Below are 14,476 nucleotides of genomic sequence, written 5' to 3'. Positions count from 1 at the left end.
CGGCTCAGACCTCGATATCCTCGAAACTGCGGCGCAGCGCGTCCGACCATGCGGCGCTCATCGCGCGGAAATGGTCGTCATCGGGCTCGATCCGGCGCTTTTCGCTGACCTTCAGGGCATCGGTCTCGATCACCGCCATGTCCAGCGGCATCCCGACCGAGAGATTCGAGCGCAGGGTCGAATCCATCGACAGCAGCACCGCCTTCTTGGCATCGGACAGCGAGGTGTTCGACTGCACCACCCGGTCGAGGATCGGCTTGCCGTATTTGTGCTCGCCGATCTGCAGATAGGGCGTATCGTTCGAGGCTTCGATGAAATTGCCTTCGGGGTAGATCAGGAACAGCCGAATCACCCCGCCCTTGCGCTGCCCGGCGACCAGCATCGAGGCCGAGGCCTTCTGGCTCATCCGTTCCATCTTGCTCCGCACGTCGACGGTGACATCCGACAGCGTCTTGCCGACCAGTTCGGCGACTTCGAGCATGGTGTCGCAATTCATCAGCGAGGGCACCTCGTCGTCGTCGAGTTCGATGGCCTCGTTCAGGCGCGCCAGCACGGTCTGGGTGATCGACAGCGAGCCCGCCGTCAGGATCGCCACCACCCGGTCGTCGGGCTTCTCGAACAGGAACATCTTGCGATAGACCGCAATGTTGTCGAGCCCGGCATTGGTCCGGGTATCCGACAACAGGACGATTCCCGCATCCAGAAGCAGTCCGACGCAATAGGTCACGGCATGGTCTCCCTCGCCGGCCCGTATCGGGTCCGGCACGGCGCGACCCTATTGCCCCTGACGCTGCACCGCAACATCGACCTCGAGCGTGCCCGGCTCGGACGCCCCGGCCGCGATGCCGCGGATCGGCGCCGCATCCTGGGCGTCATAGCCCGAGCAGAGCCGGATATAGCGGTCGTCCGGACAGCATTCGTTGGCCGGATCGAAGCCGACCCAGCCCAGCCCGTCCAGCCACAGCTCGGCCCATGCATGGCTGGCCTCGCCGATCGCGCCCTCGGCAAAGAGATAGCCGACCACATAGCGGGCCGGAATATCGGCCAGATGCGCCAGGGAGATCATCGCATGGGCATGGTCCTGGCAGACCCCCTTGCCGCCGGCCAGCGCATCGGCGGCGGTGGTATGGGCGGCGGTTTCGCCCGGCGCATAGGCAATCGCGCCGGTCACGGCCTCGGACAGCTTGTGGGCGCGGTCCAGGGTGCTGGTGCCCTCGGTGGCGGCGATCACCTCGCGCGCCAGTTCGGTCAGCGCCACATCCGGGGCGGTGGCCCTGGTCGAACGCAGATAGAGCCCCGGCGGCGCCATTTCGCGGTGGCCGCGCAGCACGCCCGACAGGTCATGAGTTTCGACCCGGCCGGTGACGGTGACCACGACCCGCGAGACCGGGCCGCGGATCGAGACCGTTTCGGTCCAGTCGCCGACGCCATCGCGGAAGGCGGCGCCGATCCGGGCCTGGCCGGCCGCGTCGGGCCGCGGCCGGGTGGCTTCCGGCGCCTCGCCCAGCGACTGCGCCATGCCGCCCAGACTCTGGCCCATGCCGCCCGGCCCGTCGGATTTCTTCGCCTTGTCGCCGGATTTGCCGCCGCCCTTTCCGCCGCTCACCGCCTGCCGCATCGCGCCGCCGGCATGGCCGGGCGCGGCATCGCCGAAACCCTCGATCGAGACCTGCCAATCCTCGACGGTCTGGCCGTCGAAGCGCGACGGGAACAGCCTGACGCTTTGCACCAATGTCCGCATCGGCTGCGGATAGCTGTAGCTGGTGGCGTGGCGGACGGTCAGCTTCATCGTGCCTCTCCGGTCAGATAGGCATCGCGCACCGCCGCGCCGAGGCTGCCGACCTCGCGGATGAAGCGGGTTAGGAACTCGTGCAGCCCCTCTTCGAATATGTCCTCGACGCTGGCCTCGGACAATTCGCCCAGCAGCCGGCGCACCTGCGCCTGCGCCTCGGTCGAATGGCCGTAGCCGCGTTGCAGGGCTTCCAGCTGTTCGGTGGCGCCGATGATCGAGGAGCGGAGCGAGCGCGGGCAGGCCGGGTTCAGGATCAGGAAATGCGCGATCCGGGCCGGGGTCATCTCGGCGCCATAGGCCCAGTTGAAGCTGCGATAGGCGGACATGGCGCGCAGCAGCGTCGCCCATTGGTAGTTGTCCAGCCCCGAGCCGACATAGGCGGTCTGCGGCAGCAGCACATAGTATTTCACATCCAGCAGCCGGGCGGTGTTGTCGGCCCGTTCCAGATAATAGCCGAGGTTCAGGAAGTAGAACCCGTCGCGGCGCAGCAGCGTGCCGAGGATCGCGCCGCGGATCAGGGCCGAGGTGCGGGTCGTCCAGTCGGTCATCGTGGACAGTTCGATCTTCGAGCGTTCCTGCCGCGCCATCTCGCGGATTTCCTGGAAGGCGGTGTTGATCGCGTCCCAGACCTGGGTGGTCAGGGCGGTGCGGACGATCCGGGCATTCTCGCGCGCCGCCTCGATGCAGGACAGGATCGACGAGGGGTTGTCGCGGTCGAAGAACATGTAGGTTTCGATGTTGCGCTGCACCGGCTCGTCGTATTTCTCGATGAAGCGCTCGCCGGTGCCCGACGCCAGCAGGATCGCATCCCATTCGTTGCGATAGCCGCCGCCGATGTTCGGCATCAGCGCGTTGCGGCCGCCGACCTCCAGAAGCCGGGCCGTGGTCTCGGCCCGTTCCAGGTAGCGGGCGATCCAGTAGAGATTGTCGGCGGTGCGGCTGAGCATGGTCATCTGCAGACCTCGCGCGGTTCCGATTGCCCGAAGCGACGCCCGGGCGCATCGCCACGCCGCCGGCCTTCGGCACAGGGCCGCGGCCCGATCCTGGTATCCCCGACAGGCCCCGTCATTCCGCCAGCACCCAGGTATCCTTGACCCCGCCGCCCTGCGACGAGTTCACCACCAGCGAACCGTCCTTCAGCGCCACGCGGGTCAGCCCGCCCGGCACCAGCTCGATCGTCTCGCCGACCAGGCAATAGGGTCTCAGATCGACATGCCGCGGCGCCACGCCTTCATCGACGAAGGTCGGGCAGGTCGAGAGCGCCAGCGTCGGCTGGGCGATGTAGTTCGACGGGTTGGCCCGGATCTTGTCGCGGAACAGCTCGACCTCGTCCTTGCTGGCCTTGGGTCCGACCAGCATCCCGTAGCCGCCCGAGCCATGCACCTCCTTCACCACCAGATCGGCGAGGTTTTCGAGCACGTAACGGGCGTCGTCGGCCTTGTTGCAGGTCCAGGTCGGAACGTTCTTGAGCAGCGGCTCCTCGCCCAGATAGAAGCGCACCATTTCCGGCACATAGGTATAGATCGCCTTGTCGTCGGCGACCCCGGCCCCCGGCGCCGAGGCGATTGTCACCCCGCCCGAGCGATAGACATTCATCAGCCCCGGCACGCCCAGCATCGAGTCGGGCCGGAAACACAGCGGATCGAGGAAGGAATCGTCGAGCCGCCGATAGATCACATCGACCCGCTTCGGACCCTCGGTGGTCCGCATCCAGCAGTAATCGCCATCGACGAAGAGGTCGGCGCCCTCGACCAGTTCGACGCCCATCATGTCGGCCAGGAAGCTGTGCTCGTAATAGGCCGAGTTGAAATGGCCCGGGGTCAGGATCACCACGGTGGGGTCGCGGTCGCATTTCTCGGGCGCGACGCTGGCCAGGGTGCGTTTCAGCAGCCGCGGATAGGCCTCGACCGGCGCGATCCGATTCGCCCGGAACAGCTGCGGGAACATCCGCATCATGATCTCGCGGTTTTCCAGCATGTAGGACACGCCCGAGGGCGTGCGGCAGTTGTCTTCCAGCACGAAGAACTCGTCCGGGCCGGTGCGCACCAGGTCGATCCCGACGATATGGGAATAGATGCCGCGCGGCGGCCGGAAGCCGGTAACGGCCTTCTCGAAGGCCTCGTTCTTCCAGACCAGCGGGCCGGGAATCCTGCCGGCGCGGATGATCTCGCCGCGGCCATAGACATCGTCCAGAAAGGCGTTCAGCGCCCGCGCGCGCTGCTTGATGCCGCGCTCCAGCCGCCGCCATTCGTCATGCGCGAAGATGCGCGGGAACATGTCGAAGGGGATCAGACGGTCGGGGTCGCCGCCTTCGCCGTAGACCGCGAAGGTAATGCCGATGCGGCGGAACAGGGCCTCGGCCTCGTGCTGCTTCATCGCACGCAGTTCGGCGGGCATCTCGTCGACCCAGCCCTGCAACCCCTGATACGCCGGACGTACCCCCGAAGGGTCCCGCATCTCGTCGAAATAAGCCGGTGTCTTGTAAACCATTGTCAGGTCAGCCTATGCCGCGCCGGGCGCTGTGGGAAGGGAGTCGTTACGGGAGGTCGGGGGCCGATCGCCGCGCGATGAGGCGGCGGCCCTGCCCCGCCCAAAAGTCGGGCATGTGGCGCAGAATCGGGCAATCCCCGGGTTGCGGGGCGGGTCCGGGCCCGGCTTTGCCGCTCAGAGAGACAGCCTTGCGCCCGGCGGGATCGTCGGCGGCGCGGCGTTCAGGCGATCGACGGCATAGCCCGCCGCGGCCTTGTAGCTGGCCATGAAGGCGGCGCGTTCGTCGGGCGGGATCACCGCGTCGATGTCGTCGAAATCTCCACCGCAGCGCTCGTCCACCAGATTGAGCAGGCCGAACGGGCCGGCGCCGCGGTTGCGCAGCACCACCTCGGAGATCGGGCCGCAGAGCCTGTCGTCATAGGCCTGCAGGGCCTCGGGCGTCAGGCCGTGCTCCAGCAGGCAGGCGCCCAGAACCCTGGCATCGACAATGGCCTGGGTCGCCCCGTTCGAGCCGGTCGGATACATGGCATGCGCCGCGTCGCCCAGCAGGGCGCAGCGCCCGTCCACCCAGGTCGGGATCGGGTCGCGGTCGATCATCGGATATTCCCAGACCTCCTCCGCCCCCGCGAGCAGTGCCGGCGCGTCGAGCCAGTCATAGCGCCAGTCGGCGAAATGCGGCAGGAAGGTCTCCAGCGGCACCTTCCTGGTCCAGTCGCCGCCCTGCCAGCCCTGCGAATTGTCCACGGTGACTTCGGCGATCCAGTTGATCGTGGCCAGCCCGGTGTCGGGATCGGGCTGCGAGATCGGATAGAAGACCATCCGGTGCCGATGCGTGCCGAGACCGACGAAAGAGGCGCCGGTGCGGATCGGCCTGGCTTTCGCGGTTCCGCGCCACATCACCGCGCCGCCCCAGTGGATCGGCGGCTGGTCCGGGTGCATCTGCGCCCGCAGCGTCGAGTGGATGCCATCGGCGCCGATCAGCAGCGTCGCGCCCTGTTCCGCCGTGCTGCCGTCGGCCCGGCTCAGCAGCGCCGTGACGGTGCCGTCGGCATTGTTGCGATAGCCTGTGACGCGGGTGCCGAGCTGCACCGCCGCCGCGCCCAGCCGGTCGCGCAGCTGCTGATAGAGCAGCATCTGCAACCGGCCGCGATGCACCGCGTATTGCGGCCAGTTGCAGCCCGCCGCCCGACCCCGGGGTTCGGCATAGATGTCCTGCCCGTTGCGGCCCACCAGCGCCCATTCCCGCGCCGCAAGACCGATCCGGTCCAGCGCCTCGGCGCCTATCCCCAGGTCGAAGAGCTCGCGCACCGCATTGGGTTGCAGGTTGATCCCGACGCCCAGCGGTTTCAGCTCCCGCACCGACTCGCAGACCACGCAGGGCACGCCGATCTGTTCCAGCGTCAGGGCCAGCGCCAGCCCGCCGATGCCGCCGCCGGCAATCATCACCTGGGGGTCCGTCATGCCATTGCTCCGCCCGTCGCTTCCTGGAACCGCGACTGTTCATAGCAAGAACCGCCGGTTTCACAATGTCGGGCCCGAGGGCCGGAATTGGCCTTCCGGGCCGCGCTTTCGATGCGGACTTTGCGGATGCTCAACGTTTTTCTGCGATGCAGCGTGTAGGACCGACCCAACACCACGAGTTACCCGAAAGGAGACTTCCCATGCTGACCCGCAGAGCCGCCCTGATGAGCGCCGCCGGTCTTGCCGCCGCGCCGAGCCTGCTGACCCGCGCCAGCGCCGAGGAGACCATGGACACATCCATGGCCGCACCGGTGGACCTGTCCGCCCTGCCCCGGATCAAGCGCCAGCTGGTCGCCCCGCCGCATGTTCACGAGCATGAACAGGTCGCACCCGGCGGCCCCCGGATCGTCGAGTTCGAGATGCATATCATCGAGAAGGAGGTCCAGGTCGCCGAGGATGCCTATATGCAGGCGATGACCTTCAACGGCTCGATCCCCGGGCCGATGATGGTGGTGCACCAGAACGACTATGTCGAACTGACGCTCTACAACCCGCCGGAAAACCTGATGCAGCACAACATCGACCTGCATGCCGCGACCGGCGGCCTGGGCGGCGGTGCGCTGACCCTGATCAACCCCGGCGAAAAGACCACGCTGCGCTTCAAGGCGACCCGCGCCGGAACCTTCATCTACCACTGCGCACCAGGCGGCCCGATGATCCCCTGGCACGTCGTGTCCGGCATGGCCGGCGCGATCATGGTCCTGCCGCGCGACGGGCTGAAGGACGCCAAGGGCCGGCGTGTCACCTATGACCGGGCCTATTACATCGGCGAGAACGACTTCTACATCCCGAAGGACGAGAACGACGACTACATGCGCTTCGAGGATATCGGCGAAAGCTATGCGGATACCGTCGAGGTGATGAACAAGCTGATCCCCAGCCATGTCGTGTTCAACGGCGCGGTCGGGGCGCTGACCGGAGACGGGGCGCTGACCGCCAAACAGGGCGAGAAGGTGCTGTTCATCCACAGCCAGGCCAACCGCGACACCCGTCCGCACCTGATCGGCGGGCATGGCGATCTGGTCTGGGAGCGCGGCAAGTTCGACACCACGCCGCTGGTGGATCAGGAAACCTGGTTCATCGCCGGCGGCTCCTGCGGGGCGATGATCTACGAGTTCCTGCAGCCCGGCGTCTATGCCTATGTGAACCACAACCTGATCGAGGCGGTGAACCTCGGCGCCACGGCGCATGTGCTGGTCGAGGGCAACTGGGACAACAACCTGATGGAACAGGTCCAGGCCCCGATCGAGTACAACCCCGCCTGACGCGGCGCATTTCCCGCGCCCCCGGTCCTTCGGACCCCGGGGCGCGGGCCCGGCGCCGGGGCGCCCTGCCCCGGGCCGGTCTCCGCAACCGAAAGACCAATGCGATGACCCTTCGCACCCTCTTGACCGGCCTCGCGGCCGGAACCGCCGTCATGGCCCTCTCGGCCATGTCCCTCTGGCCGACGGGCGGCCACACCGGCCAGGACCGGAATGCGCCCGAGACCGTCCGCCTTGCCCCGATCACCTTCCAACACCGGCCCTCGGGCAACTATACCCGCACCGGGCGCCGCGCCGATCCGCCGCTGGAACGGGTCACCCTGCCGGCGCTGGAGATCATGAAATACCAGGTCAGCAGCGCCGAATACGCTGCCTGCGTCGCGGCACGGGCCTGCAGCCCGGCCGATCCTTCCGCCGCGCAGGCCCGCAAGCTGGCCGATGCCCCCGACGGCGCGCCGCTGCCGCAGACCGGCGTCAGCTGGCATGACGCCACCGCCTATGCCGAGTGGCTGTCGCGCCAGACCGGGCAGCACTGGCGCCTGCCGACCGAGACCGAGTGGCAACGCGCCGCCGCCGAGCGCTTCGTCGATGACGCCACCGACCTGGACGGCACCGACCCGGCGAAACGCTGGCTGGCCGATTACGCCCGCAACACGAAGGCGCGCGAGGATTCGTCGGCGCCGCTGCGGCAACGCGGCGGCTATGGCGAGAACAGCCTCGGGATCGCCGATCTGGTCGGCAATGTCTGGGAATGGACCGGCACCTGCGTGACCCGGGGCCGGATCGATGCCGAGGGCCGGATCGCCGAGACCGAGGACTATTGCGGCGCGAGGATCGCCACCGGCCAGCACCGTGCCCAGATCATCGACTTCGTCCGCGACGCCCGCGCCGGGGGCTGCGGCGCCGGGGTGCCGCCGGACAATCTGGGCTTCCGGCTGGTCCGCGACCGGAGCTGAGCCCCGGGCGCCCCCCTGCCCCGTCGCCGGCGCCGCGAATGCGGCGCCGCTGCACCTGTCTGCACAGATTCGTCTTCGGATTTGCGTTTTACGGCCTGCATTCGCTGCAGGATCGGGGTAGCGTCGCCGCGCCCGCATCCATCAATCCGGAGCCTTCGTGAACAAACTCGACGAAAGCCTTCTGACTGGCCTGCCGCCCTTTTCACGGCTCGACCGGAAGCAGATCCGCACCATTCTCGATGCCGCCACCCCGAAACGTCATGACGAGGGCGCGACGGTCTTTGCCGCGGGCGCCGATGCCGATCGTTTCTTCCTGCTGCTGGACGGCTTCATCCGGGTGATCCGCGCCACGCCCGATGGCGAGCAGATCGTCGCGCTGCATATCTCTCCCGGCCAGTTGTTCGGCATCGCCCAGGCATTGGGCCGCACGACCTATCCGGCGACGGCGGTGGCCGCTTCGGAATTGCTGACCCTGTCCTGGCCGACCAAGCTCTGGTCCAGCTACACCGCCGAATACGACGGCTTCGCCACCGAGACCTATCGCACCGTGGGCGAGCGGATGGGGGAAATCCATGCCCGGGTCGAGGAGCTGGCCACCCAGGCGGTGGAAAAGCGGGTCGCCTCGGCCCTGCTGCGGATGGCCAACCAGAGCGGCCGCCGCACCGACGAGGGCGTCGAGATCGGCTTTCCGGTGACCCGCGCCAATATCGCCGAGATGACCGGCACCACCCTGCATACGGTGAGCCGGCTGCTCAGCGGCTGGGAGCGTGACGGCATCGTCGCCTCGACCCGCAGGCATGTGGTGATCACCAAGCCGCACCAGCTGGTGCTGCTCAGCGGCGTGTCCGGTTAACCCCGGCGCTCAGGCGCAGTCCTGCCGCGCCGCGACGGCCTGCCGCAGCTCGGCGCGGAACCGGGCTTCGTCCAGACCGTATTCGATACAGGCATCCACCACCGAGTGAAACGGCGCGATCGGGCAGCCGAAGCAGAGCATCTGATGGGCGAGGAAGACCGGGACCGTCTCGGGCCAGTCGCGGAACATCCGTTCCAGCGGCAGGTCGGGGTCGTCGATAGAGGGGCGGCGCATGATCCATCCTCCGGATGCGGAGCGTGAACCCGCAGCCTGCCGGGAATCGGGCGGTCGGTCGTTGTTCTGGCGCAACCTGGGGAACCGAGCCGAAGCGGCGGGCCGGCGCAGGCCCCGCCACGCGGCGCCGCAATGCCGCGCAGCCCGCCCGGCAGCCGGGTAACCCGGGCCGAACGAAAATCGGGGCGCTGGCACCCCCCGACACCTGCACCCCGATTCCCTGCCCCCATCCGGGGGCCGCTGCGGTTCGCGCCTGGCCCTCGTGACCGTCGCGCGAACCTGCAGGAACCGGCCCTGGTGTAATTCCCGAGGGCCGGTCAATCGCCTACCTGAAGAGCAACTGAGCCTCGTGCTTCTTCAATGTCCGCCGGGCGGCGGCGTAGCCTTCGATGCCCTGCCGGTCCTTGAGTTCCGGGAACAGGCCGAGGATTTCGGCGCGTTGCGAATTGCCGATCCCTTTCAGCGTGTAGTCGCCCGGCTGGAAGCTCTCGGTCCAGGCGCCATCCGACAGCACGACCTCGTGGTGGTCGAACATGAAGTGGATGTAGGTCGTGCCCAGGCTTTCCGCGACCGAGACCCCGGCGTTGTTCACCAGATGCTTGGCGGCGACCAGAACCTCGCGCTCTTCGAAATAGAGCTGGGTCTGGTCATTGGCCACCAGCACGCGGTGGTTGGGCGACACCAGCATGTCGCGCTCGGGCAGGCCATGGCCGAGCGACCCCTTGCGGATCAGGATCGGCTTCAGATGCGGCTGGGTGCCAAGCGCCTTCCAGTCCAGCGCCTTGGCGCCGACCCAGCGGATTTCCTGGATACCGTTGTCGCGGGTGATGACCTTGTCGCCGGCCTTGAGCTCTTCCACCGGACGCTCGCCCTTCGGCGTGGCGATCAGCGACCCCGGCGTGAAGCAGGGGATCACGTTCTCGATGTTCTTGAACTCCATCGTGCCGGTGACATTGCCGTCCATGTCCCGGAACTCGACGACGCCGTTCTCGGCATTGTCGGGATCGTAGGAGATATGCAGCGGACCGGCGCCGGTGAGGTCGAGCGTGTCGTAATCGGCATGTCCGTCCTGGAACCCTTCGCCGCCATCGACGAAATCGCCCGCCGTGCCGCCGATGAACGTATCCTCGTCATCCTCGCCATACATCTCGTCGGCCCCGGCGCCGCCGAAGAAGACGTCCTTGCCGGCATCGCCCTTGAGCGTGTCGTCGCCCTCGTCGCCGTGGATTTCGTCGTCGCCGAAGTCGGCGGTGACCCGGTCGTCGCCGGTGCCGCCGTAGATGACATCGTCATCCTGGCCGCCCTTGACCCAGTCGTTGCCGGCATCACCGAAGAGATGGTCGTTGCCGTTGGCGCCCTCGACCTCGTCGTCGCCGTCGCCGCCGTAGATGTAGTCGTCGCCGAGCGAGCCCTTGACGTTGTCGTCGCCGGCGTCGCCGTAGAGCGTGTCGTTGCCGGCATGGCCCTGGATGTCGTCGTTGCCCGCGCCGCCATGGATCAGGTCGTCGCCTTCGCCGCCGTTCAGGTAGTCGTCGCCCTGGCCGCCGTCGATGGTGTCGTTGCCGGCATCGCCGTAGATCTCGTCGTCATCGATACCGCCGTCGAGCACGTCGTTGCCCTCGCCGCCGTAGATCAGGTCGTCATCGTCCTGGCCGTTGACATAGTCGTCGCCGGCACCGGCATGGATCACGTCCATGCCGTTGTCCGGGCGCAGGTCGCCCATGTCGTCGCGGATGTTCAGCGCATCGGGAAGGACCGGGCCGGCGCCGCCCCAGATTTCGTCGTTGCCGGCACCGCCGGAGACGGTATCCGAGCCTTCGCCGGCAATGATCAGGTCATCGCCCTCGTCGCCCGAGATGGTGTCGTCGTCAACGCCGCCGTCGATGCTGTCGTCGCCGGTGCCGCCGAAGATCACGTCGTTGTCGTCGCCGGTGGTGATTGTGTCGTTGCCGGCACCCCCGTAGACCGTGTCGCGGTCATCGAAGGGATCGCTGTCGGCCGGGTAGAGGCCCGGATAGTCGCGGTCGGGCGCGCCGATGCCGAAATTGGCCGGGTCGCCGGTCCTTATGACATCGTCGCCATCATCGCCATGGACGGTGTCCGCGCCTTCCTCGCCGCGCAGGATGTCGTCGCCGGCGCCGCCGTGGATCGCGTCGTCACCCGCGCCGCCATAGACATCATCGTCGCCTTCGCCGGCCATGACGGTGTCATCGCCGCCATAGGCCTCGATGATGTCGTCGTTCGGGCCCTCGCCCGGCAGAATCTCGTCGTTGTTGTCGACGCGGTCGCCATCGGGATCGCCCAGATAGGCGTCGTCGATGACATCGTCGCCATCTGTGCCCTCGACGATCCCGTCCAGCGGCGCGGCGGCCACGGTCACATCGACCTCGGCCATGTCGGTGCCGCCGTTGCCGTCGCTCACCTCATAGGTGATCGTGTCGGGGCCCGAGTAGCCCGGTTCGGGCGTGTAGACGAGCATGCCGTCCGGGTTAACCGAAACCGTGCCATGCAGCGCCACGGGCGTGCCGAGGATGGTCAGCGTGTCGCCGTCCACATCGGTGTCATTGTAGAGCACGTCGATCGTCGTGGGCGTGTTGAAGTCCACCGTCGCACTGTCGTCCACCGCCACCGGATCGTCGTTGACCGGGTTCACCGTCACCGCCACCGCGCCGGTATCGGTGCCGCCCTGCCCGTCCGAGACGGTATAGCTGATCGTGTCCGGCCCGTTGTAGTCGGGATCGGGCGTGTAGGTCAGCTGGCCGTCGCCCCCGATGGTCACGGTGCCGTGGTCGGCGCTGGCCGAGATCACGCTCAGCGGGTCGCCGTCCACATCGCTGTCATTGCCCAGGACGTCGATGACGACCGGGCTGTCCTCGTCGGTTTCGGCATTGTCGTCCCCCGCCACCGGCAGATCGTTGACCGGGTTGACCGTGACCCCGACGGTGCCGGTATCGCTATGACCGCTGCCGTCCGAGATCGTGTAGGTGATCGTGTCTTCGCCGTTGTAGTCCGGGTCGGGCGTATAGGTCAGCTTGCCGTCGCCGCCGATCGTGACCACGCCATGCTCGGCGCTGGCGCCGGTCACGGTCAGCGCATCGCCGTCCGGATCGGTGTCATTGGCCAGCACGTTGATCGAGGCCGAGCTGTCCTCGTCGGTGGTGGCGCTGTCGTCATTGGCGGTCGGCGCGCCGTTGTAATAGCTGCCCTTGATCTCTTCGATCTCCTCGAAGGTCATGGTTTGCGGTGTGCCGTCCGGGTTGCAGATCGGCGTGCCGTCGGCGTTCAGGAAATGCACCGTGCCGTTGTAGCCGTTGCCGTTCGAATCCGGAGCCAGATCGGTGATCTTGATGAAGCCCTGGCCGGTCAGGTCGAGCACGTCGTGATCGTCGCCTTCCGCGCCGCCAGCGGCATGGTCGCCGGCACCCGCCTTCAGCACGTCGCGGTCGGCGCCGCCATAGAGCATGTCATCGCCCCGGCCGCCGACCAGCGTATCCTCGCCGCCATCGCCATATAGCGTGTCGTCGCCGTCGTCGCCGTCGAGATAGTCGTCACCGACATTCTCGGGACCGATGGTGTCGAAGAAGATGTCCGACACATTCACCGCCGAACCGCCGGTGCCGACGTTCTCGTGCACGATCTCGATCCGCGAGACCGGGCCGTTGATCGAGACCAGAACCGAGTTGTTCGGGTCGTCGGTGCTGCCGTTGCCGAGGCCGGTCGCGGTGTCGTTGCCGGCGACGCCATCGGTGTCGGAGAGGCCGATTTCGCTGCCGCCAGTCATCGAGACCTCGATCGGATTGCCGTCGGCGTCCCAGGCGTGAACCGTCACCTGCCCGCGATTGGCGTCGATGTCCGAGACGGTGAACTGGACGTTGGCGACTTCCTGGTCGAAATCGACGAGGTAATGCGCCTCGCCGTTGCCGTTGGTGCCATAGCTGTCGAGGCTAGAGTTGTCGTTGACGGTCTCGCCGCCGCCGTCGATCCCGGCGACATTGACGCTTTCGGTATCGAAGGTGGTCTTCAGGCCGGCCGCGGCATTGGTCGGCACGGTGACCGTCACCTTCACGTCGCCGGTGTCCTGGACCAGCCTGTCACCCGAGAGCGACTCGCCGTCATCGACCTTTCCCGAGCCGCAGCGGTCGGTGTCCTTCAGCTGGCTCCAGTTGAAGCTTTCGCGATGCCCGGTGTTGCCGCCGTCGCCATGCAACTCGTCATCGCCGGTGCCGCCGTAGATCTCGTCATCGCCCAGTCCGGCCTTCACGGTGTCGTTGCCGGCCCCGGCCAGAACGATGTCATCCTGCGGCGCCTCGCCCGGCAGGAGCGCGTCGTTGTGGTCGATCCTGTCGCCTTCCGGGTCCCCCGTGTAACCGGCGTCGATCACATCATCGCCCGAGCTGCCCTCGACCAGACCGTCGCCCTTCGGACCGCAGCCGCCGCCGTGAAACACTACTTTCGTCATGACCCGTATCCTTTACCCCGAATGCATAGCGGCGGCCGACAACCGCGCTGCCCATGCCGGGACTTCGGACGCAGCGCCCCGCCAGCCGGCGCAACGAATGCGCCGCCTGGCCAGGCCTGCGAACGGGCTTGGTCGAACGGGACCGGCACCGAGCGGACCGCCGTGGATCGGAATGGATGCGCGGGCCCGGAACACCGGGCACCGGCCGGATGAACCCGGCCGGCCGCAACCGCGGAAATGCACGGTCACCACCTCTTGCGCATCCACGAAACACACGCGGATTTCGGTCGCCTCATACTGGCCGTCAAACCCCAACCCCCCGGTCAGGCAGGAAAAGGGTTACTGAAGCGACCCATCCCCGCGAAGTGAAAAATGTCCGAAAGAAGGCAGAAAAAACGCGACTCTCCCTCTGATTGCGGCAGGAATCTGGCGCGGCGGCGCGGCCAAGCCGGGCCATCGTTGCTGCAATCGAACCAAGCTCCCCCGGCGAACATGGCGTTTTTTCGCCGCCGCGGGGGCGGCAGACCCTTGTCGGCAAGGCTCCGCGCAGAGATCGGCGGAGTGTCGCCGGACACCGGTGCGCATCGCCATTGTTTCCCTATCCGCCCGGGTCCGTCCGGGAACCGGCTGCGGTCGATCGCGGAACCATGGCAGAATTGCGGCGGAGCAGATCGTTGCCATTCCCGCAACAACCGTCCCGATACCGGACCATTGACCGCCAGTTGCACGGATGCCGCCGGAGAAGCCGAGAATCGGGCACGGTTCGGTGAGACGGAGTCGCGGCCTTCCGCCGATCCGGAGTCCCGGCGGGCATGCGCGGTGGAGCCCCGCTGCGGGGCCATCGGCAACGACCGGGCGCAGGGCCGTGGCATGCCGAAGCCGGACGGAGGGTGGCGAACGGGACTCGTC

Annotated in this window: 10 protein-coding genes; 3 read left to right on the top strand and 7 right to left on the bottom strand. The window is 67.4% G+C overall.

Annotated elements, in window-relative coordinates; all coding sequences use genetic code 11:
• Nucleotides 1–4 precede the first annotated feature (4 nt).
• From NUW50_RS03750 to NUW50_RS03730, 5 genes are all read right to left on the bottom strand, one after another.
• Nucleotides 5–727 (bottom strand): peptidase, encoded by a 723-nt coding sequence (locus NUW50_RS03750; protein WP_258288299.1) that lies wholly within the window; start codon nt 725–727, stop codon nt 5–7.
• 48 nt (nt 728–775) lie between these two features.
• The gene (locus NUW50_RS03745; protein WP_258287722.1) at nt 776–1,789 is read right to left on the bottom strand and encodes a transglutaminase family protein; all 1,014 of its coding nucleotides are present in this window, start codon (nt 1,787–1,789) and stop codon (nt 776–778) included.
• The gene (locus NUW50_RS03740; protein WP_258288298.1) at nt 1,786–2,739 is read right to left on the bottom strand and encodes an alpha-E domain-containing protein; all 954 of its coding nucleotides are present in this window, start codon (nt 2,737–2,739) and stop codon (nt 1,786–1,788) included. Before NUW50_RS03740 ends, NUW50_RS03745 begins: the two co-directional genes overlap by 4 nt.
• 118 nt (nt 2,740–2,857) lie before the next feature.
• Complete coding sequence (locus NUW50_RS03735) at nt 2,858–4,282, bottom strand: circularly permuted type 2 ATP-grasp protein (RefSeq protein ID WP_258287721.1); 1,425 nt, start codon at nt 4,280–4,282, stop codon at nt 2,858–2,860.
• 174 nt (nt 4,283–4,456) lie between these two features.
• Nucleotides 4,457–5,743 (bottom strand): flavin-dependent oxidoreductase, encoded by a 1,287-nt coding sequence (locus tag NUW50_RS03730; protein WP_258287720.1) that lies wholly within the window; start codon nt 5,741–5,743, stop codon nt 4,457–4,459.
• A 200-nt stretch (nt 5,744–5,943) separates the two neighbouring features.
• Between NUW50_RS03730 and nirK the strand changes: the two genes are divergently transcribed.
• The 3 genes from nirK to NUW50_RS03715 all read left to right on the top strand — a co-directional run bounded on the left by nirK (nt 5,944) and on the right by NUW50_RS03715 (nt 8,874).
• Complete coding sequence (gene nirK, locus NUW50_RS03725) at nt 5,944–7,068, top strand: copper-containing nitrite reductase (protein WP_258287719.1); 1,125 nt, start codon at nt 5,944–5,946, stop codon at nt 7,066–7,068.
• A gap of 104 nt (nt 7,069–7,172) precedes the next feature.
• The gene (locus NUW50_RS03720; protein WP_258287717.1) at nt 7,173–8,021 is read left to right on the top strand and encodes a formylglycine-generating enzyme family protein; all 849 of its coding nucleotides are present in this window, start codon (nt 7,173–7,175) and stop codon (nt 8,019–8,021) included.
• A 157-nt stretch (nt 8,022–8,178) separates the two neighbouring features.
• On the top strand, nt 8,179–8,874 hold the full coding sequence (locus NUW50_RS03715) for a Crp/Fnr family transcriptional regulator (protein ID WP_258287715.1): 696 nt from the start codon (nt 8,179–8,181) through the stop codon (nt 8,872–8,874).
• Nucleotides 8,875–8,883: 9 nt separating this feature from the next.
• Here the strand turns inward: NUW50_RS03715 and NUW50_RS03710 are convergent, their stop codons facing one another.
• Both NUW50_RS03710 and NUW50_RS03705 read right to left on the bottom strand, forming a co-directional pair.
• Complete coding sequence (locus NUW50_RS03710) at nt 8,884–9,108, bottom strand: DUF1858 domain-containing protein (protein WP_258287714.1); 225 nt, start codon at nt 9,106–9,108, stop codon at nt 8,884–8,886.
• A 325-nt stretch (nt 9,109–9,433) separates the two neighbouring features.
• Nucleotides 9,434–13,567, bottom strand: coding sequence for an Ig-like domain-containing protein (locus NUW50_RS03705; RefSeq protein ID WP_258287713.1), 4,134 nt, complete (start codon nt 13,565–13,567; stop codon nt 9,434–9,436).
• Between the last annotated feature and the right edge of the window lie 909 nt (nt 13,568–14,476).

This window comes from Frigidibacter sp. ROC022 (genome assembly GCF_024723735.1).
Lineage (GTDB): Bacteria > Pseudomonadota > Alphaproteobacteria > Rhodobacterales > Rhodobacteraceae > SLM-1.
The sequence above is the reverse complement of the archived record's forward strand: the minus strand, read 5'-3'. Positions and strand labels throughout refer to the sequence as shown.

Bases quoted from the DNA above. Each gene is read 5' to 3' on its own strand.
- NUW50_RS03710 (WP_258287714.1), bottom strand. From the start codon at position 9,108: ATGCGCCGCCCCTCTATCGACGACCCCGACCTGCCGCTGGAACGGATG.
- nirK (WP_258287719.1), top strand. From the start codon at position 5,944: ATGCTGACCCGCAGAGCCGCCCTGATGAGCGCCGCCGGTCTTGCCGCC.
- NUW50_RS03730 (WP_258287720.1), bottom strand. From the start codon at position 5,743: ATGACGGACCCCCAGGTGATGATTGCCGGCGGCGGCATCGGCGGGCTG.
- NUW50_RS03720 (WP_258287717.1), top strand. From the start codon at position 7,173: ATGACCCTTCGCACCCTCTTGACCGGCCTCGCGGCCGGAACCGCCGTC.
- NUW50_RS03745 (WP_258287722.1), bottom strand. From the start codon at position 1,789: ATGAAGCTGACCGTCCGCCACGCCACCAGCTACAGCTATCCGCAGCCG.
- NUW50_RS03705 (WP_258287713.1), bottom strand. From the start codon at position 13,567: ATGACGAAAGTAGTGTTTCACGGCGGCGGCTGCGGTCCGAAGGGCGAC.
- NUW50_RS03740 (WP_258288298.1), bottom strand. From the start codon at position 2,739: ATGCTCAGCCGCACCGCCGACAATCTCTACTGGATCGCCCGCTACCTG.
- NUW50_RS03735 (WP_258287721.1), bottom strand. From the start codon at position 4,282: ATGGTTTACAAGACACCGGCTTATTTCGACGAGATGCGGGACCCTTCG.